The organism is Steroidobacter denitrificans, from assembly GCF_001579945.1.
Classification (GTDB): domain Bacteria; phylum Pseudomonadota; class Gammaproteobacteria; order Steroidobacterales; family Steroidobacteraceae; genus Steroidobacter; species Steroidobacter denitrificans.
Genome location: NZ_CP011971.1, coordinates 1,138,416 through 1,161,512, shown reverse-complemented (window position 1 = coordinate 1,161,512; position 23,097 = coordinate 1,138,416). Strand labels below are relative to the sequence as shown.

The following is a 23,097-nucleotide window of genomic DNA, read 5'->3' as shown; positions in this document are numbered from 1 at the left end:
GCACGGGAGGCGGTGATTCATGCATGAGAAATTCGCGATTTCCTCGAATCCTCGCGCTCAACGCGGGGTTTAACGAGGGCACCGGACAGTTCATGAATGAGAAGTCACCTTGGAAAATACGTTGAGAACGATGACGCCGGCAACGATGAGCGACAGTCCGATGACTGCCGGAACATCCAGGGCCTGCCCAAAAAAGATCCAGGCTGCCAAAGCGATCAGAGCGACTCCGGCGCCGGACCAGATGGCATAGGCCACGCCAACCGGTATGGTCTTCAAGGTAAGCGACAAGAAATAAAAGGCGGTCGCATACCCGGCAATGACGATGAGCGACGGCCATAAGCGGGAGAAGCCCGCGGAGGCCTTCAGGTTCAATGTCGCGATGAGTTCGCTGAGGATGGCTGCCGAAAGAAAAATCCACTGCTGCATTGCATGATCCCTGATATCCGAACCGCTGCTTGACCGAAGCGTTTGCGATACATCACCGGCGGCAGCGTCATATGCAGACAACCCCGCTCATGGCCCTATCTCGCGATGCATTTTCCTTTTTATGCATCGCTGCGGAACACCATGAGCGGGACGCGGCTGCGCAGACTCTTCAACCTGCAGCGTGTCGCTGTCGCGATCATGCAACCGCTCGTCCGTGAACAAGGACCAGACGGCGACGAACAGCGCCGCGATCAGCGGACCGATGACGAATCCGTTCATGCCGAACAGCGACAGGCCGCCGAGCGTAGAGACGAGAACCACATAGTCCGGCAAGCGAATGCCCTTACCTACCAAGGACGGCCGCAGCAGATTGTCGATCATGCTGATGACGAGTATCCCGACCGCCAGCAAAGTCACGCCGCGCAGATAGTCGCCCGACAGCAGCAGATAGAAAGCAACGGGTGCCCAGACTAGAAAGGCGCCGACCGCCGGCAGGAGCGATAGTACCGCCATCACCACGCCCCACAGGAGCGCGGCCTGGATACTGAGCAGCCAGAATGTCACGCCGCCGATCGCGCCCTGCATCACCGCGATGATGACATTGCCCTTGACCGCCGCTTTCACGACCTCGGCGAACTTTCTCATGAGATGTTCCGTATGACGCTCGCTGAGCGGGCTGGCCTTGCGGATCGTGATCGCCAATCCAGCGCCGTCGCGGAACAGGAAAAAGAGCACATACAACATGACGCCAAGGCTGATGAGAAGCTGTGCTGTACTTTGTCCGATGCTCACCGCTCTGGTGGCGATGAACTCGGCGGCCTGGGCAAGAAACGACGTGAGGCGGGACTGGATAGCGGCAAAATCTCCCAGTCCGATGGCCGAGAGTGCTTCCAGGAGGAAAGCAGGCAAGGCGGCATGAATCTGCGCCACGATCGCCGCAGGATCGAATTCCCGCGTGCTGATGCGATGATAAAAACCAGCCGCTTCCCGGGCGAGCGAGGCGAGAATCAGCGATGCCGGGATGACCACGACGCAGACGCTGGCCAGCACGCTGACAGCCGCCGCAGCGGTGCGTCGGCCACCCAGCCGGCGGACCAACCCGCGTTGCAGAGGATTGAACAGGATCGCCAGAATGACCGCCCACAACACTGCGCCGTAGAAGGGCAGCAGCAGCCAGGCGAAAGCCGCTGTCACGAGAACGACCAGAGCGGCGAAGCTGATTCCCTGAACGGTGGCCGGCATCAAGCTTGCCCCTCCTGACCGAGCGGTTGCGATCTTATAGGCAGGCGCGCGTGTCCCCGGCATCGATTGCCGGAATGCCCATTGTATCCAGCGCCGCCGCCAGCCGGCCCACCGTACCATCCACATCGTGCCACTTATCCAAGCCGAACAAACCGATACGGAACGTCCGGAAATCCGTGCCTTCCCCGCATTGCAGCGGTACCCCGGCAGCGGTCTGCAGGCCCGCCTCGATAAATTTTCTACCGCTTTGGATGTCCGGATCGGTGGTGTAACCGACCACCACTCCTGGTGCCTGCCAACCTTCCGCAGCGACGCTCGGAAAGCCGCGGGATTCAAGCAGAGCGCGCACCTTAACGCCTAGTTCGAGCTGTTCCGCGCGCACTTTCTCGAAGCCGTATACACGGGTTTCCAGCATGACATCGCGCAGTTGCATCAGTGCATCGGTGGGCATGGTTGCGTGGTAGGCATGCTGACCTTGCTCATAGCCCGCCGAAATCTGCATCCATTTCTTGAGATCGCAGGCGAAGCTCGAGCTGCGAGTGTCCTCGATCGCCGCGCGTGCCCGCTCGCCAAGCATGACCATCGCGCAGCATGGCGTACTGCTCCAGCCTTTCTGCGGCGCCGAGATCAGCACATCGACGCCGGTCGCCCGCATATCGACCCAGAGCGCCCCGGAAGCAATGCAATCCAGCACGAACAGAGCGCCGACTTCGCGCGCCGCAGCACCGATCGTGCGCAGGTATTCATCGCTCAACAGGATGCCGCTGGCAGTCTCCACATGGGGGGCGAATACGACCTTGGGACGCTCACTGCGGATCGCCGCGGCAACTTCCTCGGCCGGACACGGCGTCCACGGGGACTGCGGACCATCGCCCTGCTTGCGTGCCTGGCAGACGATCGCAGCGCCGCCCAATGCACCCGCATCGAAAATCTGGCTCCAGCGATAGCTGAACCAGCCGTTACGCACGATCAGGACCTTCCGGGCATTCGCGAACTGACGGGCGACGGCCTCCATGCCGAACGTCCCGCTGCCGGGCACGATCACTGCGGTACTTGCACCATAGACATCCTTGAGGGTCTTCAGAATGTCCTGCATCGCCGCGACGAATCGCTTCGACATATGATTGAGCGAACGATCGGTATAGACGACCGAGAACTCGAGCAGGCCGTCGGGATCGACGTCGGGCAGCAGACCGGGCATCGTTTTCTCCGTGCAAGGATCTATTCGGCGCCGAATTCGCGCCGGCACCGCCGACATTGTACTGCCCGCGACAGTCCATGCCCATGAGAGCCGTCGCCACCGCAGGCAACGGAGGTGGGTCGTCTATTGCAGTACCGTGAGACGCCTGATGCCGGGTAGCCGAGACAGGCGTTCGCGAAATGGAGTCGTCAGCCGTTCCAGACGTTGCTGCATCCAGGCCGCGTAGGGTGTGTAGCAGCCCCAGCCGATGCTGAGACAGGCGATAAAGAGCCCACCCACGAAATCATCCGATCCCCAATGCGCGCCGGCGATAAGGCGAGGCAGCAGCAATATGGTACTTACGCCCCACACGGCCACCAGCCGCCAGCCTCTGGCGTAGAGACTCAGTAACAGAGCCCATGCGAGGGTGAGGGCCGCGTGGTCTCCCGGAAAGCTTTTCGAGGAGGAATCCTTGGTCGGTAGCGTCCAATCGGGAAAGAGTTCCGATAGACGTATTGCACCTTCGACGCTCAGCGATGGACTGGGTCGAGACATCTCCAGCGGTCTCACGACACCGAGGTCGAACGAGATGCGCAGCACCACGGCAAGCAACATAAGCGCAATGAACGTCAGCAGCGCCGGGCGCACTTTCGCTGCGGGAAAAATAAAATCGGCCCGCATCACGAATGCCAACATCGCCAGCCCGCTGACGATATCCATCGGTCTGAGATTCATGATCGCCCAGAACCATGCCCAGCCGCTGGTATCGGCAAGGCGAAAATTGAGATCGACGAAAAGCACATCATCGAACAGATCCCACAGCATGCGGGTCGGCGCCCACAGCCAACTCAGCAGCAGCGCGATGGCGATGGCATTCCACAGCAGCAAGCCCGTGAATCGCCATGTAATGGGAAAGGTGGTCGAGGCCTTGGAAAGATCGGCAAGCGATGGCATCTGATTCTATATCCTGCATGGGCAATGCGTTGCGGGACAGAACCGCAAGCACAATGGCCAAAAGCGCCGAACCATAGCAATACCGGCGTCAGGCCTCAACCAAAGGCTGTGTGGAGTTCCCAGGCTTTAGTGGATACATGAAAATTGTGGATTCCACGGTCGTGGGAGACAGCCATGCCCAAGCGAAAGAGTGTCGGGAGGGTCAGACGGGCCTACGGAACGTTGAGCTCTGCGGCCATCTCCGCAATCGTGCGCTTGCCTCGCCTCAACATCTTGCGCACCGCTTCTTCCTTGAAAGCCGGGCTGTACTGCGTCAAGTTCATCGCTTCATTCCAAATTAGAGGCGACAACTAGTCTGACACGGGGGGCCGGGCGCGCGAAATACAAAGTGTCGCTGCAGAGCGATTCCACTGTATTGGTGTCAAAGGAGCGATATCTGTAGAACGTACGAGGCTGTCGAGTCATGTCCTTGGACTACCTCTCCGTCTAACGCCGCGCTCAGTCGTGCGCGTTTCGCGCATCGCCTGCAGCGGCTTGTTGGGCGAGATCTGCCACAAGTTCAGTTGCAAATGCGCCGCGTATTCGGGGCTCGATAACTTTACAACGTCAGCTAACGCCGAAGCATGATCGGCTGACGAGCGCACATCAAGAAGGACGTATTCAAAAGAAAGCTCGGAAGCCATTGCAGTCGATCAATTCGACGGCTGGAAGAAAACAAGCCGACGCAACTCTAGATTTCAGCCAGACGGCGTACAGTATCGGGATAGCGCTGTACCAAGCGAATGAGCAGAGCCGCTTGAGCATTCGGCTTGGCGCGTCCCTGCTCCCAGTTCTCAAGCGTGCGTACATTGGTTCGCAAGTAGCCAGCGAACAGTCCGCGGGACAGATTCATGTTGACGCTGCCTCGGTTTCACGTACATCAGATTATTGGTATTTTCTGATGAACGGGAGAACGAAATGGGCAAGAAAGAGTACACGCCGAACCGGCAGTATACGGATGAGTTCAAGATCGAAGCGGTGCGACTTGCGGCGTCGATCGGAGGTAATCCTGCAGCCAAGCGCTTAGGGATTCCGCAGTCCACGGTAACGAACTGGGTTCGCCGCAGCAAGGCGGGGACGCTTGGCGAGCCTGGGGCAGCGCCGGTAAAGCGGCCCGTGTCGGAGTTGGAGATTGAGAACACCCGGTTGCGTCGCGAACTGGCGAACGCCAAGTTAGATCTTGAGATCGTAAAAAAAGCGGCGGCGTATTTCGCAAGGGAATCGCGGTGAGGTACGCCTGGATCGAAGCACATCGCGACCAGTACAGTGTGAGCCGATTGTGCCGGCTGCTCGCCGTCTCGCGCTCGGGCTACTGCCAATGGCGTGGCCGCCCGCCGAGCGAACGTACACTGGCCAATGCGGCGCTCGACGCACGAGTGGCGGCGATGCATGCGGCTAGCGGACGCAGCTACGGGCGTCCGCGGATCGTAGAAGGCCTGCGCAGCCAGGGGCTCACGGTTGGCCACGAACGGGTGCGCAAGAGCCTGCACCGCCAGGGTCTACGGCCGGTCTACAAGCGTGCCTACCGTGTAACGACCGACTCGAATCATCGCAAGCCGATCGCGGCCAACGTTCTGGAGCGTCGATTCGATGGCTGGTCGGTCAACCAGGCGTGGGTGGCCGACATCACGTTCGTTGCGACCGGCGAGGGCTGGCTGTACTTGGCTGCGGTGATGGATCTGAGCAGCCGGCGCATCGTGGGCTGCTCAATGAGCGATCGCATCAATGCCGACCTGGTGTGCAGCGCTCTGCGCTCGGCGTATTGGCGTCGCAAACCGGCGGGGGATCTGATCATGCATACCGATCGCGGCAGCCCGTACGCAAGCGACCGATATCGCAACATGATCAAGGACTTCCGAATGGTTCAGTCGATGAGTCGGCGTGCGAACTGCTGGGACAACTCCCCAATTGAAAGTTTCTTCAAGACGTTGAAAGTTGAGCGCGTCTATCAACTGCGTTACGAAACGCGAGCCCAAGCTCGACTCGACCTCGTCAACTGGATAGAAGGCTTCTACAATCTGCAACGAATGCATTCATCGATCGGCTATCAGACGCCGGCTGCTGCTGAATCCAGTCTCAGGGCTGCATAGGTGGTGTACGTCGAATCGAGGCAAGATCAGTCGATCGAGGACACCGGAAGTCCCCGTTCAACCCGGCGCGCCAGTTCCAGGTCCGAGAGGACCGGGACCAGCCCCAGCATGTGGGCAATCTGGCTGATCAGGGTCTCGGGACCGTAGGGCTTACCCGACTCCTCGCCTGCCGCCCTTGAGTTGCGTGCGGTTCCCATTGCCAGCCCCTCAATTTGCGCCACTTGGCCATGAAATACGCGCAAATGGCCCGAATTGCAAATCCGGTTCCAAAATGCGTATTCCGGGCCAATTTGACCGCTGATTCCGTTTGAACGTGACCGCTCGTTCCGGCTCAAGGATGTACCGGTGTCAAACACACGCCGACGCGTGAGGTATCGCTGCAAAGCGACTAAGGCCAGTAGCGCCAACATAGCGACGACCGCTCCAGCAACGAAGGTGCCTCGATAGCCCCAGGCATCCCACAGCGCACCGGCAATCACACTGGCAAGCAACAAAACTAGCCCGGTGAGCAGATGGAACAGGCCGAAGGCCGTGCCTCGCAGTTCGGCCGGTGCGCTGTCTGCTATCAGTGCACCGAAAAGCCCCTGGGTGAACCCCATATGCAGCCCCCACAGCAAGACCCCCAGCCCCAGCCCGGTGAGCCCCAGAACGAAGGCTAGCGCTAGGTCAGCGGCGATCAAGAGTCCGATGCCGACAGCAAGCACCGTTACGCGGCTGACCCGGTCCGACAGTGCTCCGGCAGGGTACGCTGATAGCGAGAACGCCATGCTCATCACCACCATCACTACCGGTGCCCACATCGCCGACAGCCCGGCCTCCCCTGCCCGCAGGATCAGGAAGGCTTCGCTGAAGCGCGCCAACATGAACACCATACCCACGCCGACGACCAGCCAGTACATCCGGCCCAGCCGCACCATCGCAGCCCGGTTCAGCGTGTTGCGAGATCGTGCGGCGGCCGACCGCTCAGGCTCGCGGACGAAGACTACGAGCACCGCCACAGCGAGAAAGGCCGGCACGACGGCGATCCAGAATACGCTCTGGAAGTGATTGGCCGTGAACCACATGAGGCCAATGGCCAGCAAGGGCCCCATGAAAGCGCCGACGGTGTCCAGCGCCTGGCGAAGACCATACGCGGCTCCGCGAAGTTCGGGCGGCGTGATGTCGGCAATTAGCGCGTCCCTCGGTGCGCTACGGATACCCTTACCGATGCGATCCACGAATCTGGCACCGATCAGCCACTCCACGGTACCTGCGAGCGGAAACACCGGCTTGGTGACGGCCGCCAGGCCGTAGCCGAGTACGGTCAGGAGCTTGCGCTTTCCCAGGGGATCGCTGAGCGAACCGGCGAACACTTTCACGATCGAGGCAGTGGCTTCGGCGATGCCTTCGATCAGGCCTACGGCCAGCACCGAGGTACTGAGAACCGTGACCATGTAAATCGGCAGCAATGCATGGATCATCTCGGACGAGACGTCCATCAGCATTGATACGAAGCCCAGCGCCCAGATGCCGCCTGGAATGGCGCGCAGCCCGGTACGCGCCGAAGGATAGGACTCAACGACATTCGTCATATCATCTCTGCACCCCATAGCGGACCACGGTGCCACACATCTCAGTCATGGCAGATACCCATCCAGCTCCGTCATCCGGAGCGCGCTGGGGCACCAAATTAACGATACAGGCACGGCTTCATAGCGTGCACCAATAGCGCCGACTGAACCTTTAAAGCAGAAACGCATATTGCTCCGCGAATGATGCCGAGGATTGCGGACATTGTAGAATTTATGCCGCGACCCCGACGCATGGCATCTAATCAATATCTCCATAGCACGCCCAGAGAAGGAACCAGCGGCAGCCAGGAGTCGACCTTTCTCGAGTATTCGAGCGAACCGTCCGCCGCCTCGGCAATCGTGTACTGAATACAGCAGGGATTCTTCCTCGACAGCGCATTGGTCGCCTCGACGAATACGTCCAAGGCCCCTCGCGGCAGCCCAAACGTGCGAGTCAATCGGAAATCCAGCGTCGAATAGAACTGCAGGCGGTCACGATTACGCTTGTCGGTGACCAGGCTGGGACCGTCTACCCCATCGCTGAGTGAAAACTGTGTAGCAGGCCAACCGGTGTGATAGAGGTACGCTAGCGTCGCCGACCAAGGACCTTTCGACCACACCAACCCCAGATTCACGGTGTGTCTCTGATCCCAGCTTCGCGGCACATTCATTCCCTCCACGTGGTCTTCCACACGCGCCCATGTGTAGCCCAGCCAGCCGCTCCATGAATCCTGTTGGTGGAAATTCAAGAACAGTTCGATACCTTCCGCTCGTGCAGCTCCGGAAGCGACGCTCACCCGGTCAAACTCCGCCTCGGGAAATAGCACCAGCGGATCGAACAGATTCTCGAAACGCGGATGAAGTCGTGTATATCGCTTACGGTATAGTTCGATACGCAGGTCGGCACCCCACTCAAGCTCGCGGTCCAAACTGACGATCATATGGTCGGCTCGCTGAGCCGGATAGAAACGATCGATGCCGTCCTCGACTTGAAGCTCGTTGATACCCTGTGGTTGAAAGAAGCGGCCCCAACTGGCGCGCAACTGGGTATGCGAATCGAGCCGATACAGCACTGCGAGCCGCGGACTCCAGTTCTCGTCACTACCTTCCCAGTGCTCCCAGTCGTCGTAAGTCTGTCGATCGACGCGTATTCCGGCCTGTACGGTCCAACGCTTGTCAAGGTCGAATCGCGCGTCCCAATACGCGGACGTTTCATAGCCCTTGGGCTGAGGCGCTAGAGCCCGGAATTGTTGAAAGCCGGGTGATCCAGGAAAGGGGAAGTCCGGCTCGACATCAAGATCCAGCGCGTAGTCGTACCGACCCCACAGCCGCTGCACCTCCACACCCCATCGATGCTTTAGTGCCGACATACTGATGCTGGTATCGAGCTTCACGCCGATCACATGAAACAGGCGGTCGTCAATTACCTCGCCAAAGCGGTGGCCAGGCTCATCGACGGTACCGTAGCGCTCGTTGGAGAGATCGGTGTACGAGACGATGAGCCGAGTCGCAGTGCTGTCGGACCACTCGTGCTGCAGCGTACCCCAGGCATATACATTGCGATATTCCGCAACGGCTCGCTGAGCGCCACTACCCTTGAACGCGGTGATTGAATCGCTCGACACCAGCATTTGTGCCGTACCCCGCGTACGGTCGTTGAACTGATAGTCGACCCGCCCGAAACCATCCGAGTAATGCGGCCGGCCGAAATCTTTCTCGCTGAACTGAGCAAGATCCCCAGCATTGCCACGTCTGCCGGACAGCAGTACGTGACCGCGCCCGTCGGCGAATTCGTGAGCGGCCATTGCGCTCAAGTGAAATAGGCTGAGCCCGAGTTCGTAGTAGCGCGGCTGGCCCGGGCGCACCGTCGTTGCGTCGATGACGGCGCTCATGCGATCGCCATAGGGTGCGGGAAATCCGCCGGAATAAAACTCGATGCCTTCGATCAGCCGTGAATCCAGCAGACTGACAGGACTTAGAAAATCCTTCAGATGAAACGGTTCATAAAGCCGCAAGCCATCGAGCACGATGGCTGTCTCGTTAATATCGCCTCCGCGTACATAACCCAAGCTGGAAAAACCATCGGCTGCAGTTCCAGGCAGACGCTGTGTAGCCCGCAAAGTCTCATCGGCAAGCCGGGGAGTATTCTTGATCTGTTCCTGAGTCAGCAAGACATGACTGGAAGTCGTTTCGGTAACGAGTGTATAGCGGCTCGATTGCACGACGATCTCCTCGAGCCGCGGAGAAGTTGACGGCATTCGTCCTGCAACACTCATACCGATTGTTGATGGGCCGAAAACGACGGCATACACGCGTGGTGCCGCCTGGGAGAGTCGCCGACCGTGTTGGGCGAGAATCTCCTCGGCAAGCTCAACGCCCTGCCTGGCAACAGGCTCGCTTTCCACGCGCAGCCCTGCTGGTACGCTCTGCGTACTATAAATGAAAGTCAGCCCCTGAACTCTCAGTTCATCCAGAACTTCACCGACACGGCGGCCCTGAAAATCGGCCAACGCCGCCTGACATGCCAGAAATCCTGTCAGTAGCCAGAGTATCTGGCGTAAAGACTCTCCCATTGTTTGTGCTTTCCTGATGACGTGGATGCCTAGCAGTTGTCATGAACGCGAATACATCGACCGTCAGTAAGGCCAGCCGAAAAAAAATGAGTTCGATACATTTCTCAGCGTGCAATGCGTAGCACATGGCGATGGAATCGTCAGGAACTCGACCTATCAGGCTGACAAATTCCCAACATACGACAACTGAGATCCGTCCTGACTGATATTTTATAAATTTATAAGCGGAAAAAGTAAAAATAGAATATCTGCTATATACAGCCATAGCCGGCATAGTCGGGAGGGAAAGTATTATTCTGTTTACTATGATACCCATCAGATCATGAACAGGTATTTCTTAAATAAAAACACTATCGATCGATAAATCTTCAGGGTAATAAATATTAATAATCAACAATGCAGAGAGAAACAATCACGCATCCTACCACTACAAAGTGGCCTCTAAAGATGTTAGTCCGGTGCAGCAGTAGTAGCGTTAAAGGTGATGCCGATGACTTCATTCGATGTTGGATAACGGCGTAACTGCGTGCTCGACAGAACGACCTCCAGGGCTGTATCGATATCAAGATTGGCGATCGAACCACGCAATTCCACCTGTGCCGCTGCCGCGCGCGCTGCCGCGGAAGCGTAGACCAGCCTGCGACCGGTTTCCCGAGCCGCCCACTCAAGGAATGACGCCAGCATCTTTCCGTCAATATCGAAGGGCGGAGCAATCTCGCTGGTCCATTGCCAATCCAGATGCTGCAGCGGCAGGGCTGTACGGGCGATCTCCCCGTTGGCGCTGACTGAGACTTTCTCACCCGGCAGGCCCGTGTGAATCGTTCCATTGTCGGCAATGAGCACACGGCCCTCCCGCACGCTGACGTCGATGCCACCGTCCTGTATACGCGCCAGATATTGAGTCCCGACGTGCCGGATGGACGCCGTCGAAGTCTCCACGATCAACGGATTGCTGTGAGTCGGATTCGCATCGATATACAGGGCACCCGCATGCAGTCGCAATCGATCTTCGGCCGCCATCTCGACATCCGTATCGTGGTCGAGCCGCACCGACAAACCGGTCCCGAAATCCAGGGCAGCGCGAGCATTTGCAGTGGTGATTATTGTGTCTCCAACCGTGATAACGGATCCGGTGGTATCAATTGTCTTGTTTACACCAGGCGTGCGCGATACTTCCAGAGATCCTTCAATCCGCACGATCGACGCCACGGCCACCGGCTCCGACGGCGGCAGAGTCGACGATATCTTCAACATGAGGGTACCGGCGATCGCTACCACGGCGGCCACGCTGGCTGCAACACTCCATGTCACGCGGTGGCGGCGAGTGCGCTCGGCAACGACCAACTGCCAGGTGGCATGTACAGCTGTGTAGACCTCGCGCGCCACCGCCTCGGACGGCTCCTCGCGCGCTCCAACCTGATGCAGCAGGTCTTCGATACTCTCATCCTCCCCCCGAAGATGCGGCTCTCGATGCTTCATGGTCATCTACCCTGCATATCCGCCAGGACTTCATCAGCAGTTCGACCGAACACCGTTTCCACGGCTTCGCGAAAAGCCACCCTGGCTCGCGCCAGGAGCGATTGCGCGGCCGTGTGGGTCACCCCAAGCCGAGTACCGATTTCCTCAACGCTATGGCCCTCGATATATTTCCATTCGAGAATGTCACCATACCGTAAGGGCAGCCGATCCAATACCGACTGCACGATCTTGCGTGTCTGCTGCCGGTCGTAATGTTGCGCCGGGCCATCCTCGTCCGGCGCCTCGATGGATTCAAGTGCCGCTCGCAACTCCGGGCTGTCATCGAAGGCCACAAGGATCTGTGCATGCCGCCTGTTGACGCGAACGTAATCCACGATCTGCCGTCGGCAAATCTGGCATAGCCAGCTAAACAGGGCCGCTTCGCCGCGATAGCCGGCCAGATTGCGCATGGCGTTGACCAAAGTACTCTGCACAACCTCCTTGCCGGCTTCCGCATCTCCGCCGAGCCTTGGCACGGCGAAACGATAGATGCGCGGAAAATAGGTATCAAAAAAACTCTGGAAGGCCGCCTCATGGCCTGCCAGCATGGCGGACACCAGTTCCCGGTCAGTGATGTTCAGAGTCATGGTGAACGATACGCCTACGGCATCTCGTGTACATCCTAAGTGTCGGATTTTCCAGAATTTTTCTGGTATATTGGCCTTTTACTACCTCCAATACTGATACTTGCTATCAGCAAAAGAGGTGTACGAGCTCATCAATGTCGCCACTGTTAGACGTATCTATGCCTGAGAATCAATCGCTGGCATTAACATAGACGACAACATTCATATGCAGAACGCTAGCTAACCGTCCTAGAGCAATCATCACTGATGATCTAAGACAGAGAATGATTCCTGTAGATACTGAGCAAGATCTATACTCGCATGACCAAATCCAGTCAGAGTACATCAGGAGGTATCGACATCGATCCCATAATGCGCATCTGCATACATTTCGGATGGAAACTCAACTTCGGATCTGTCGTTGCATGAGGAAAAGGCCATTCTCAGCTTTTATTGGGATTGATTTATATCGGTGCGAAGTCGATTGCATGCATGATGCGACGCTGGACCACTATTGCCTCGCCATACCCGATTAGACCTCGTGGCAGCCGGAATCAATTGCCGGACCGTTAACCGCTGCGACTACGAATATCCAGATATAAGTTGTAAGCAGCCGTGAACGCGGGAAACAGGTTCTGCAAGATGCCTACCGCATCCTGCTTATCAGAAAGGCAAAAATAGCTCAGCGTCATCAGACTACCAGCCAGGCTCATATACCAAAACGCCCGTGGAATCACCGGCCTACGTGCCCGTCGGGAAGCAAGAAACTGCACCAACCAACGCCCTCCAAACATCGAGGCGCCCGTCAGACCAATGAGTTTCCATGGCGTGACATATATGCCGGTCCAGCTGAACCAGATGATTTCTTGATTCATCGTGCCCATGGGGGTTACGGAATTTCCCTTACGTCTACCGGATTGCTGCGCCGGATGAGCCAGGCCACACCGCGCAGATCGCTGATGCCGGCTACGGCGCGCGTGATGTTGTTGTATTTGGACTCGCCCGCAATGCGGCGCCGATGGCTGACGGGAACACTGATGGTTTTCCAGCCCGCTCGCTGCATCAAAGCAGGCAAATAGCGATGCATATGATCAAAATACGGCAGATCTAGAAAGGCGTCTCGTTCGAACAGTTTGATCCCGCAGCCGGTATCCGGAGTATCGTCGTGCAGGATGCCGGTGCGAATGCGGTTGGCCCAGCGCGATCCCCAGCGCTTGCTGGTACCGTCCTGCCGGTCGATGCGCCAGCCCGCAAACAGTTTGATCGCTGGATCGGCGGCATCGCGGATTTTCAGTAATTTGGGGATATCTACAGGATCGTTCTGGCCGTCTCCGTCAAGTGTTGCAATCCATGCGCCGTGTGCCGCCTTAACCCCGTTGCGTATGGCTGCACTCTGTCCCGCCCGAGCTGCATGATGCAGGATGCGCAACAAACCAAGTTCGGCCTGTGCGGCGCGCAATACCTCCAGAGTGCCATCCTGAGAATGATCATCTACACACACAATTTCGAAATGCCAAACCGTTTCGAGTGCGGCAACGATCTCGGCGAGAAGCGGACGAATATTCTCCGCTTCATTGAAAACAGGAATGACGACAGATAAAGCGACGTTCATAGGATGGCGGTATAAGATGCTTGGACCGGCGGAATATAGTATCGAGCCACGTTCGGTTGCCCGCGCGCAGCGCATTGCGGGTCAGCAGTCCCGCTCACCAGGTACCAATGCGTACGATTGGCCACACCCAATGAAATCGCCTGTGCATCCTCGAAACAACGCAGGCGTACTTCCTCGCTCACAACGAGTTGGCGCATTTTATCGCCGTTAAGCCAACGCGCCGCATCCGCCATTTCTTGATCGGCTTCACGCCATCGAGCATGGCCGAAGTGCACGATCGGACGGCGTATGTTGAGAAGATATTGTTCCTTGAAGGCGACGAAGCCGAGTTCGGCGTTCTCATGTGCTAGTTGCTCAATTCTATTAACGAAATCCACACCGGAACGAGCAGCGTTCATGGATGGATTGATCCAGAAACTGACGGTCAACAATATCACGATTAACATCCCGCAAAAGGCTAGTGCTCCTCTGCGGGGACCGGCCCATGCGCACAGCAACGCCGTCAACAGTGCGATGAGTATTAGAGGTCCGACTGGGTCGATTCCATACGTCGACAGGACGTCCATACGCTTGCCATGAGGAATCAAGAAAGCTGCAACTGCGAAACCGAAAATCATACTGATCGCGCCTGCCGCGGCAATCGCCCACAATATTCGTTGGACAATTTTTTTGGTAAGCAACTGCACAAGATAGGGCGCACACACCAATGCCATGGCGGGCACCGCCGGCAGTACATAGACACCGCGCTTGCCGGAACTGAAGCTGAAAAAGAGCACGACCATCGAGATCCAGCACAGCGGCAGAGCCACTCTTAGATCGCACTCACGCCACGCATTGCGCCATCGAGGTGCCAGCCAGGGCAGGAACACCGTAAGCGGCAGCCACAGCGCCGGGATGACATCGACGAGGAAGTACCAGAACGGCTTGTGGTGATGCCAGGCGTTCGCGTAGCGGGTCAATGTCTGCTGGAACAGGATTTCGTCGCGATAGGCTGCGACGGCAGGATCGGTGTAGGCGGTGAGCAGCATGGGTACGAGCCAAACGCCAGCCGCCAGCAACAACGCTGGCGGTCCGATCAGCCAGCGTACCGAGGGCGGCCCTCGAAAACGCGGCATCCATGCGGGCGAGCGCAGCATGGCATAGGGAATCAAGACCAGAAGCGGCAGAAAGCCGACGCCCTTGGTGATCACTCCCAGCCCCGCAGCGGCCCAGCCGATCCCATACCAATGCCAGGCGGGACCTTGCAGAAGATGGCGCAGCAGGCCATAAAGACTCAACGTCGTGAAAAAACACAGCGTCGCATCGATCTGCGCCTGCCGCGCCTGCCAGACGAACTGTACGGTGAAAAGCAGGGCCATGCCGGCGGCCAGTCCGGTCTCGCGATTCCACAACCGGCGACCCAGGTCATAGATGAGCAGTACACAACCGAGCGCAGACAGCAGCGAAGGCAGCAGAAAGGCAATGCGTAGTGAACCGGTAGCTTCCATCCCCAGCGCTATCAACCAGAAAAACAGCGGGGGTTTGTCGGCGTATAGCTCGCCACCGATCCGCGGCAGCAGCCACTCGCCGGAGGCTACCATGTCCCGGGCAACGAGCGCGAAACGCGGTTCGTCTGCGGGCCAGGGATCCCTCAGGCCGATGCCGGTGGCTACCAGAAGCAGGATGAAACCAGCCAGCCATAGATAGTCCAGTTGCACGTCACGTTCGGTATTGCTACCTGCACGGTAAAGCGCGTCGATCCAGGAGACTGTCTTCAACGGCGGTCCCTAAATGCCTAAATACAGTTAGACGTGCCATCCTGGCAAAACCAATCGCAACCTGGCACGGAGGATTCCAGCCGGCCGATACAGGCGATCGTCGATGACGCCGGGAGTTCTCAAGAGGAAGCTATCGCCGGATACTTTAAAGATTGGGCCTGCGGCGCGGCCTCAATAGCGGTCACTCACTGTGGAATCGACGATCGAGTCACGACCGATTACTGACACTTTGAAGGCGCTCTAGCATGTCGCGCCGCCGGACATTCTTGCCGAATGACGGACAAATCCTGATATCACGATTGATTCTTCGTTATGCGCGCGTCTAACCCACGCATCTGGTTTTACCGGGGCATTGTGTCGTTCGACATTAACGTCGTTGAAGGAAGATGTAGTGTCCTATCGTGTTTTGATCCTCGGTGCAAATGGTTTCATCGGCAGTGCTCTTACCGCAGCGATCCTTCGCGAGCGGGACTGGGAGGTTTTCGGGATCGATCTTTCCGACCATAAGCTCGGAGAATTGACTTCCAACCCCCGTTTCAAATTCATCGAGGGCGACATTACGATCAACCGGGAATGGGTCAAATATCACATCAAGAAAGCGGATGCGATCCTGCCTCTGGTAGCGATCGCCAATCCCGCACAGTACGTAAAGGATCCGTTAAGAGTGTTCGAGCTGGACTTCGAGGCCAATCTCGAAGTCATTCGTGACTGCGTGAATTATCGCAAGCGCTTGATTTTCCCCTCGACCTCCGAGATCTACGGTATGTCGCCGGATGCGGAACTGGATGAGGAGAGCAGTGCCTTGGTCTACGGCCCAGTGAACAAACAGCGCTGGATCTATGCAGCCTCGAAGCAACTTCTGGATCGAGTGATCTACGCCTATGGCGTACGGGATCAGTTCGACTACACCCTGTTTCGCCCCTTCAATTTCATCGGCCCTAATCTTGACGATATCTATGAAGCCAAGGAGGGTAGTTCACGCGTCTTTACCCAGTTCCTGTCGAACATTATGCATCGCCATCCGATACGTCTCGTGGACGGCGGCGAGCAGAAACGTTCCTTCACCTACATCGATGACGCGGTGGAGTGTCTTCTGCGGATTATCGACAACAAGAATGGCGTGGCCTCTCGGGAGATTTTCAATATCGGCAATCCAGCCAACTGCATGTCCGTGAAGGACCTCGCGCACCTGATGGTCGAGACGGCGCAGGAGTTTCCCCAGTGGAGTGAGCGCGCCAGGACAACCTCCATCACGTCAGTGCCCTCTGCAGACTACTACGGACAGTACTACCAGGACATTCAAACCCGTGTGCCTTCAATCAGAAAGACCGTTGAAAGATTGGGCTGGGCACCGACGGCCGATCTACAAGCGGCGATACGAAAGACCATCGAATACTACGTGCGCAGCGAGTCTCGATACCGATGTTCGGCCGTCGAGCTGAAGAATATCGCATGATGGACCTGCTACAGCTCCGACAGTGGAGCGTGTGGGGAGTACTGAGCCTGCTGTGGCTGGCCGCTCTGCCGTCGAGATCGCTCATGGATCCCGATGAGGGCCGATACGCGGAAATCCCGCGAGAGATGCTCGACAGCGGTGATTGGGTGACACCGCACCTGAATGGTGTGAAGTATTTTGAGAAACCGCCGCTGCAGTATTGGATGACGGCGGCGTCATACCGACTTTTCGGCGTTAACGAGATCTCCTCCCGGCTATGGGCGATGCTGACGAGTTTTCTATGCCTGCCCTTGGTGTACGGGTTCTTGCGATCCAGCGGGGAATCCACCGCCGTCGCCTGGTCGGGTACGGGAATACTGGCCGTGAGTCCTTTCTTCGGTCTGATCGGACAGATCAATCTGCTGGATCAGGGGTTCTCGTTTTTCCTGGTCGGCGCGGTATTTGCCTACCTGCTGGCGCAGCGGCACACTGAACACCTGCCAGAAGGCCGACGCCGGCGCCATCACTGGATGCTGCTGTGCTGGGCTATGCTCGCGCTCGCCGTGCTCAGCAAGGGCATCGCGGCTCTGGTACTGCCGGGAGCGACACTCGGACTGTACATGCTATTCAAGCGCGACCTGTCGCCGCTCAAGCGACTGCACCTGGGCACAGGCTTCGCTCTCTTCGCGCTCATCTGCCTGCCGTGGTTCGCGCTGGTCCAGTACCGCAATCCGGAATTCGCGAGCTTTTTCTTTCTCCATGAACATTTCGCGCGATTCCTCACTACCGTCCATCAGCGGACGCAGCCTCTGTGGTTCTTCCCGGCGCTGGTGTGCATCGCATTGCTTCCTGTAGCACTGAGCGTGCCGCGCTGGATCGGTGCATGGCAGCGGCGTAAGCAGCCGACCGACGCATTCGATGCAAACTTGTTCCTCGTTCTGTGGTGTACGGTGGTGCTGGTCTTTTTCTCCGCTTCGCGATCCAAACTCGCGCCTTATATCCTGCCGATGATGCCGGTTTTAGCGGTGCTCCTGGCACGACCGGTCGCCGCAGATCGGCTCACGACGACACGCGCGCAATTGACGCTATTGGTCATCGTGGCGGTAATGGGAATCGGTCTGGCGACGTCCTGCTGGTACCGGCAGCCCGAGCTGCCGCGGGCGCTGGCGCTATGGGTCACGCTCGCGATGGTGATCGCGCTGGCCGGATGGCTTGCGTCTCGATACCGGAAACCCGCTGCCGATGAGCCAACAGGCTGGAAGCTGGCGGCGCTGACAGCGGCGGCTGTATATCCCTGTCTCATCGCAGCCTATGCGCAACTACCCCCGCAGCGATCAGGGCGATCACTGGCGGACCTCGTCGCAGAACACCTCAGTGCGCAGACCCAACTCTATTCGGTCGGGCAATTCCGCCATACGCTACCCTTCTATCTGCAACGTACCCTGCAACTTTATGGCTATACCGGCGAGCTGGAGTTCGGCCTGCAACAGATCGGCGATCTGCCAAGACCAGGCATCCAGGACTTCCTGCAACAGTGGCGCGATTCACACGACGCCATCGCCTTCATCCATCCTCGCCTGTTCGACGAGTTCAAAGCTGCAGGCATGCCCGCCCGCGTTCTGGGCAGCGATGGCCGCAGCATTGCGGTGGCACGTCAATGAAACTCACGGACTTCGTCTGGCTGTTTTCAGGCGTCGTACTGAACACCGGAGCGCAGATGTCGTTGAAGACGGCGACACGGGTCACCGGTCCCATTGGCACAACCGGCGCTTCCTGGTCGGTAGCTACGACGAGCCTCACGCAGGCACCCTGCTTCTGGCTGGCGCTGTGCGCCTACGGGCTGTCCGTTCTGGTCTGGGTCATTGGCCTGTCCCGGGTACCCGTGAGCCAGGCCTATCCCATCCTGTCGCTGGGGTATGTGCTCACCGCTGCATTGGCGTGGCCCCTGTTGGGAGAGATGGTGCCACTACAGCGTTTCGCCGGCATTCTGGTCATTGTGTTGGGCGTATGGATCGTCGTCAGAACTTAACAGAATCATCCAGGAGAGCAGCAGCGACCATGCCTCAGGACTTCCTACCCTTCACCCGCCCGAGCATCGATGCAACAACCATGGATGCCGTGGCCGAAGTGCTGCGCTCCGGTTGGCTCGCCAGCGGGTCAAAAGTTCTTGAATTCGAAGCCGCCCTCTCTGCGTATCTTGGCGGTCGATCCGTACGGGCGGTCACGTCCGGTACTGCCGCGCTGGAAATCGCCTTAGCCGTTGCGGACATCGGACCAGGCGATGAGGTCATCACCACGCCTATGAGCTGGTGTGCTACCTCGAACGTCATCCTACGACGAGGCGCGCGACCAGTCTTCGTCGACGTCGACCTGGACAGCCGCAATCTGGATCTGGACGCCGTGGAAGCCGCCATCACGCCACGAACCCGCGCAATCCTTCCAGTGCATTTTTCCGGCCTGCCGATCGACCAGGACCGGCTCTACCGTCTGGGACGGCAGCACGGGCTGCGCATCATCGAGGATGCCGCGCATGCGATCGGCTCGGCCTGGAAGGGCCGGCGCATCGGCAGCCACGGCGACCTCGTGTGTTTCAGCTTCCATCCCAACAAGAACATGACCACCGGCGAAGGCGGGGCCATCGTAGCCAGCACGCCGCAGGAGGTGGAATTCATCGAGACCTACCGTTTCAATGGCGTCATGCACCGCGCACCGGGTGAATTCGACGTTTCTTTTGCCGGTATGAAGGCGAATCTTTCGGATATCGCCGCCCAGATCGGGCTGGGACAGCTGGTACGGTTGGAGACGTTCAATGCCCGGCGGCGCGAACTCGCGGCGCACTACTACGCCCGCTGGGCATCGAATTGTCCGTTGCGACTGCCAGCGCGCGGGGACGAGGATCACAGCTGGCACATGTTCGCGCCGCTCCTGCCGGTCGATCGCCTGGGGTTATCGCGGGCGGATTTCATCGCCCGAATGAAACAGCACGGCATCGGGGTCGGCATCCATTACCCGGCTATCCACCTGCTCAGCGCCTATCGCGGCTTGGGCTGGCGCGAGGGTCAGTTCCCGAATGCCGAACGCGTCGGCCGGGAAACCATCACGTTGCCATTGTTTCCTGCCATGGCTTTGCAGGATGTCGACCGAGTGATCGATACGGTGCATGCCGTGCTGGCAGAGATTGCGCATGCAGCCTGATCTGTCGGTGGTCATCCCACTGTTCAACGAAGAGCAGTCGCTACCGCTGCTGGTCAGGCGGCTTTTCCCCGCGCTGGATGCTCTGGGACGCAGCTATGAGGTGGTATTCGTCGACGATGGCAGTTCGGACCGCACGGTCGAGCAGCTGCAATTGCTCGTCGAAGCGCGGTCGCGCGCCGTCCGGGCGATCCTCCTCGCGCACAATGTCGGTCAACATCTGGCGATCATGGCCGCCTTCAAACAGGTCCGCGGACGATCGGTCGTGACGCTCGATGCGGATCTGCAAAATCCACCAGAGGAAATCGGCGCCGTGCTGCAGGCATTGGAAGACGGCGCCGATTATGTCGGCACCATCCGGGGGATTCGCCAGGATGACTGGTGGCGACGCACCGCCTCGCGGCTATTAAATCGCATACGGGAACACACGACACGTATCCGCATTACGGATCAGGGGTGCATGTTGCGCGGCTTCGATCGCCACGTCGTCGACAGCATCAACCGCTGCCGCGATGTAACGCCATTCGTCCCCGCTCTGGCGTATGTGTTTGCGCGGCGGCCGGTAGAGATCAAGGTGAGTCATGAGCCGCGCGCCGCGGGCAAATCCAAGTATTCGTTGCTACGCCTGATACGTTTGAACTTCGATTTGATGACCGGATATTCGCTGGTTCCGCTGCAGCTATTTTCGGTGTCCGGAATCGCCATCGCGATCGGTTCCATTTTCTTCGTCATCTATCTGGCCATCCGCCGGCTGGTGCTCGGTCCGGAAGTCGAGGGCGTTTTCACACTGTTCGGTATCGCGTTCTTTCTGCTGGGCTGTGTGCTGTTCGGCATCGGTATCGTCGGGGAATACGTCGGCCGGATCTTCGAGCAGACGCAAAACCGCCCTCGCTATGTCGTTGCCCATATATTGGGCGATTCGCAGTTTGTACCGTCATGCCAGAAAGAAATCAGTGCGTGAGCACCTCTGCCGTCTTCGCCTATGGGGATGTCGGAGTCAGGTGTCTGAAAACCCTCCTGTCAGCGGGTGTGCACGTGACGCTTGTAGTCACGCACGCCGACGATCCGGCGGAGAATCGCTGGTTCGATAGCGTGGCGGAGCTCGCTGCCGAAGAAGAGCTGCACTGTATCAGACCGGACGATGCATCCAGTCAGGCACTGCAGAAAGAAATCGAGTCGTTGCAGCCTGATTTCATTTTCTCCTTCTACTATCGGCATCTGCTTCCCATGTCGTTACTGCGTCAGGCACGGCGCGGCGCACTGAACATGCATGGGTCGCTTCTGCCTCGCTTTCGTGGCAGAGCGCCGATCAATTGGGCTGTGCTGCGGGGTGCGACCCAGACGGGCGCTACGCTGCATTACATGACCTCACGCGCCGACGCCGGTGACATCGTGGATCAGCTGGCGGTGCCCATTCTCAAGGACGATACCGGCTACGACGTGCACAGGAAGATTACCGTCGCGGCGGAAATCGTGCTGGCGCGCTGTCTGCCGGAACTAATCGCCGGATCCATCCTTGCCAGGCCGCAGCCGGTGATGCCGGGAGAGTATTTCGGCCGCCGTCGGCCGGAAGACGGTCGTATCGATTGGCGGCGCCCGGCCCAGGAAATCCACAATCTGGTGCGAGCCGTGGCGCCACCCTATCCCGGTGCCTTCACCGAAATAAACGGACAGCGCTGGACCATCACGCGCACGCGACTACTGGAAGGAATGCACATACAGGGGCGCGTTTCTCCCCAACTGGTGGTCGATGCCGCGGGCCGTTGTGTGGCGCACTGTACGGACGGCGGCCTGCTGCAGATTCTGGGCGCCCGGTCTGCCGACGGCGCACTCGACCTCGCGAGACTGACTGCCGCGCTCGCGCTCGCGTCCATCGATCTGCCCTGCTAGCATGCTTAGTACCATCGCGCTTAAAGTCGATGTGGACACCCTGCGAGGCACGTGTGAGGGTGTACCGCGCCTGATGGCATTGCTTGAACGGCTACAGGTGCAGGCAAGCTTTCTGTTCAGCCTGGGACCCGACCATACGGGACGCGCCGTACGCCGAATTCTCAGACGAGGTTTCGTCGGCAAGCTACGCAGAACTTCTGTGGTATCCCACTACGGATTGCGAACCTTGCTTTATGGCACGTTCCTGCCTGGTCCCCACATCGGTAATCAGTGCGCTGCACAGATGCGGGCGGTGATGCGGAAGGGCTTCGAAGTGGGTGTTCACGCTTATGATCACGTCAAGTGGCAGGACGGCGTAGCTGGAGCATCCCTCGACTGGACGCGCGCCGAGCTGATCGCCGCACGTGACGTCTTTGCCGATATCTTTGGATATCCCCCCACGCTGCACGGTTCAGCAGGTTGGCAAATGAATCGTTATGTTCCATCATTGCAGCGCGAGCTGGGCTTCAAACTTGCTTCCGATACTCGCGGCGACATGCCATTCATACCGCCTGGCGGAATTGTGCAGTTGCCGACGACACTGCCTACGCTGGATGAATTGATCGGCCGGGATGATCTGCCGGAGCCGTCACCAATCGATACGTTGTTGAGACTCACACGAACATCGCCACTGTACGGACACGTCTACACGCTGCACGCAGAAATCGAGGGCGGCGCCTACTTGGGAGAGTTCGAGCGCCTTCTACAAGGCTGGCGACAGCAGGAATATCGTTTCGTAACACTCGGCATGCTTGGCGACAGCCTGGAAAAGACCGAGTTGGCGCGCTGCGAACTGAGGCAAGGCACGGTGCCCGGACGAGCCGGTGTGGTCGCCATCGCGAGACCGTCACGACACCAGAAACGAACAGGATCAAGTTCTTGAACTTGCCCAGGTCCATTGCGTAGTAGTAGTAGTAGTTTGAGCGCCCAAACGTCGATCACTGACAATGCTCTCAGCAACTTCTATTAGGCCACATCCATCTTCTTATCGAACAGGCTGAATCTCCACATTTCGAGTCACCTGTAGATTTCGT

18 protein-coding genes and 2 pseudogenes are annotated in these 23,097 nt (G+C 58.4%); 8 read left to right on the top strand and 12 right to left on the bottom strand.

The genetic code is table 11. From position 1 onward, the window contains the following. Window positions 1-90: 90 nt before the first annotated feature. From ACG33_RS05075 to ACG33_RS05055, 5 genes and pseudogenes are all read right to left on the bottom strand, one after another. A complete protein-coding gene (locus ACG33_RS05075) occupies window positions 91-426 on the bottom strand; it encodes an SMR family transporter (RefSeq protein WP_066919253.1) in 336 nt (111 codons plus the stop codon). Between the two features lie 87 nt (window positions 427-513). Further along, a complete protein-coding gene (locus tag ACG33_RS05070; RefSeq protein WP_083536470.1) occupies window positions 514-1,668 on the bottom strand; it encodes an AI-2E family transporter in 1,155 nt (384 codons plus the stop codon). 34 nt (window positions 1,669-1,702) lie between these two features. Then, window positions 1,703-2,869 (bottom strand): pyridoxal-phosphate-dependent aminotransferase family protein, encoded by a 1,167-nt coding sequence (locus ACG33_RS05065; RefSeq protein ID WP_066919251.1) that lies wholly within the window; start codon window positions 2,867-2,869, stop codon window positions 1,703-1,705. A gap of 123 nt (window positions 2,870-2,992) precedes the next feature. Continuing rightward, on the bottom strand, window positions 2,993-3,802 hold the full coding sequence (locus tag ACG33_RS05060) for a phosphatase PAP2 family protein (RefSeq protein ID WP_083536469.1): 810 nt from the start codon (window positions 3,800-3,802) through the stop codon (window positions 2,993-2,995). Between the two features lie 730 nt (window positions 3,803-4,532). Then, window positions 4,533-4,694, bottom strand: a pseudogene (locus ACG33_RS05055) (helix-turn-helix domain-containing protein); the annotation flags it as partial. A 65-nt stretch (window positions 4,695-4,759) separates the two neighbouring features. Here ACG33_RS05055 and ACG33_RS05045 point away from each other — a divergent pair. Next, window positions 4,760-5,931, top strand: a protein-coding gene (locus tag ACG33_RS05045) for an IS3 family transposase (protein WP_157071676.1) whose coding sequence is annotated in 2 segments (ribosomal slippage) — window positions 4,760-5,042 and window positions 5,042-5,931 — 1,173 coding nt in all. Because the reading frame shifts where the segments join, the coding sequence is not laid out codon by codon here. Window positions 5,932-6,305: 374 nt separating this feature from the next. Here ACG33_RS05045 and ACG33_RS05040 read toward each other — a convergent pair. From ACG33_RS05040 to ACG33_RS05010, 7 genes and pseudogenes are all read right to left on the bottom strand, one after another. Further along, window positions 6,306-7,502 (bottom strand): annotated as a pseudogene (locus tag ACG33_RS05040) (MFS transporter); the annotation flags it as partial. 242 nt (window positions 7,503-7,744) lie between these two features. Further along, window positions 7,745-10,054, bottom strand: a complete 2,310-nt coding sequence (locus ACG33_RS05035; protein ID WP_083536466.1) for a TonB-dependent receptor plug domain-containing protein — start codon at window positions 10,052-10,054, stop codon at window positions 7,745-7,747. Window positions 10,055-10,504: 450 nt separating this feature from the next. Next, on the bottom strand, window positions 10,505-11,440 hold the full coding sequence (locus ACG33_RS05030) for a FecR family protein (protein WP_168160024.1): 936 nt from the start codon (window positions 11,438-11,440) through the stop codon (window positions 10,505-10,507). Between the two features lie 95 nt (window positions 11,441-11,535). Further along, entirely contained in the window at window positions 11,536-12,159 is a 624-nt protein-coding gene (locus tag ACG33_RS05025) for an RNA polymerase sigma factor (RefSeq protein WP_066919240.1), read from the bottom strand. 548 nt (window positions 12,160-12,707) lie between these two features. Continuing rightward, a complete protein-coding gene (locus tag ACG33_RS05020; RefSeq protein WP_066919238.1) occupies window positions 12,708-13,022 on the bottom strand; it encodes a lipid-A-disaccharide synthase N-terminal domain-containing protein in 315 nt (104 codons plus the stop codon). A gap of 5 nt (window positions 13,023-13,027) precedes the next feature. Next, complete coding sequence (locus tag ACG33_RS05015) at window positions 13,028-13,750, bottom strand: glycosyltransferase family 2 protein (protein ID WP_066919236.1); 723 nt, start codon at window positions 13,748-13,750, stop codon at window positions 13,028-13,030. Next, window positions 13,747-15,507: an ArnT family glycosyltransferase gene (locus ACG33_RS05010; RefSeq protein WP_066919234.1), complete on the bottom strand. Its 1,761-nt coding sequence runs from the start codon at window positions 15,505-15,507 to the stop codon at window positions 13,747-13,749. The genes ACG33_RS05015 and ACG33_RS05010 overlap by 4 nt, the downstream gene beginning before the upstream one ends. A gap of 391 nt (window positions 15,508-15,898) precedes the next feature. On the opposite strand from ACG33_RS05010, the gene ACG33_RS05005 reads away from it, so the two are divergent. The 7 genes from ACG33_RS05005 to ACG33_RS04975 are packed head-to-tail and all read left to right on the top strand — an operon-like array spanning window position 15,899 to window position 22,946. Continuing rightward, window positions 15,899-16,963, top strand: a complete 1,065-nt coding sequence (locus ACG33_RS05005) for a bifunctional UDP-4-keto-pentose/UDP-xylose synthase (RefSeq protein ID WP_083537167.1) — start codon at window positions 15,899-15,901, stop codon at window positions 16,961-16,963. Further along, on the top strand, window positions 16,960-18,603 hold the full coding sequence (locus ACG33_RS05000) for a glycosyltransferase family 39 protein (RefSeq protein WP_168160023.1): 1,644 nt from the start codon (window positions 16,960-16,962) through the stop codon (window positions 18,601-18,603). Before ACG33_RS05005 ends, ACG33_RS05000 begins: the two co-directional genes overlap by 4 nt. Next, complete coding sequence (locus ACG33_RS04995; protein ID WP_066919228.1) at window positions 18,600-18,971, top strand: EamA family transporter; 372 nt, start codon at window positions 18,600-18,602, stop codon at window positions 18,969-18,971. Before ACG33_RS05000 ends, ACG33_RS04995 begins: the two co-directional genes overlap by 4 nt. Before the next feature lie 29 nt (window positions 18,972-19,000). After that, the gene (locus ACG33_RS04990; RefSeq protein ID WP_066919226.1) at window positions 19,001-20,137 is read left to right on the top strand and encodes a DegT/DnrJ/EryC1/StrS family aminotransferase; all 1,137 of its coding nucleotides are present in this window, start codon (window positions 19,001-19,003) and stop codon (window positions 20,135-20,137) included. Further along, the gene (locus tag ACG33_RS04985) at window positions 20,127-21,095 is read left to right on the top strand and encodes a glycosyltransferase (RefSeq protein WP_066919224.1); all 969 of its coding nucleotides are present in this window, start codon (window positions 20,127-20,129) and stop codon (window positions 21,093-21,095) included. The genes ACG33_RS04990 and ACG33_RS04985 overlap by 11 nt, the downstream gene beginning before the upstream one ends. Next, on the top strand, window positions 21,092-22,024 hold the full coding sequence (locus ACG33_RS04980) for a formyltransferase (RefSeq protein ID WP_210399182.1): 933 nt from the start codon (window positions 21,092-21,094) through the stop codon (window positions 22,022-22,024). Before ACG33_RS04985 ends, ACG33_RS04980 begins: the two co-directional genes overlap by 4 nt. A 1-nt stretch (window position 22,025) precedes the next feature. Next, window positions 22,026-22,946: a polysaccharide deacetylase family protein gene (locus tag ACG33_RS04975; RefSeq protein WP_066919222.1), complete on the top strand. Its 921-nt coding sequence runs from the start codon at window positions 22,026-22,028 to the stop codon at window positions 22,944-22,946. Window positions 22,947-23,097: the final 151 nt, after the last annotated feature.

Bases quoted from the DNA above. Each gene is read 5' to 3' on its own strand.
- ACG33_RS05000 (WP_168160023.1), top strand. From the start codon at position 16,960: ATGATGGACCTGCTACAGCTCCGACAGTGGAGCGTGTGGGGAGTACTG.
- ACG33_RS05065 (WP_066919251.1), bottom strand. From the start codon at position 2,869: ATGCCCGGTCTGCTGCCCGACGTCGATCCCGACGGCCTGCTCGAGTTC.
- ACG33_RS05035 (WP_083536466.1), bottom strand. From the start codon at position 10,054: ATGGGAGAGTCTTTACGCCAGATACTCTGGCTACTGACAGGATTTCTG.
- ACG33_RS05060 (WP_083536469.1), bottom strand. From the start codon at position 3,802: ATGCCATCGCTTGCCGATCTTTCCAAGGCCTCGACCACCTTTCCCATT.
- ACG33_RS04990 (WP_066919226.1), top strand. From the start codon at position 19,001: ATGCCTCAGGACTTCCTACCCTTCACCCGCCCGAGCATCGATGCAACA.
- ACG33_RS04985 (WP_066919224.1), top strand. From the start codon at position 20,127: ATGCAGCCTGATCTGTCGGTGGTCATCCCACTGTTCAACGAAGAGCAG.
- ACG33_RS04975 (WP_066919222.1), top strand. From the start codon at position 22,026: ATGCTTAGTACCATCGCGCTTAAAGTCGATGTGGACACCCTGCGAGGC.
- ACG33_RS05025 (WP_066919240.1), bottom strand. From the start codon at position 12,159: ATGACTCTGAACATCACTGACCGGGAACTGGTGTCCGCCATGCTGGCA.
- ACG33_RS05070 (WP_083536470.1), bottom strand. From the start codon at position 1,668: ATGCCGGCCACCGTTCAGGGAATCAGCTTCGCCGCTCTGGTCGTTCTC.
- ACG33_RS05075 (WP_066919253.1), bottom strand. From the start codon at position 426: ATGCAGCAGTGGATTTTTCTTTCGGCAGCCATCCTCAGCGAACTCATC.
- ACG33_RS05015 (WP_066919236.1), bottom strand. From the start codon at position 13,750: ATGAACGTCGCTTTATCTGTCGTCATTCCTGTTTTCAATGAAGCGGAG.
- ACG33_RS05020 (WP_066919238.1), bottom strand. From the start codon at position 13,022: ATGGGCACGATGAATCAAGAAATCATCTGGTTCAGCTGGACCGGCATA.
- ACG33_RS04995 (WP_066919228.1), top strand. From the start codon at position 18,600: ATGAAACTCACGGACTTCGTCTGGCTGTTTTCAGGCGTCGTACTGAAC.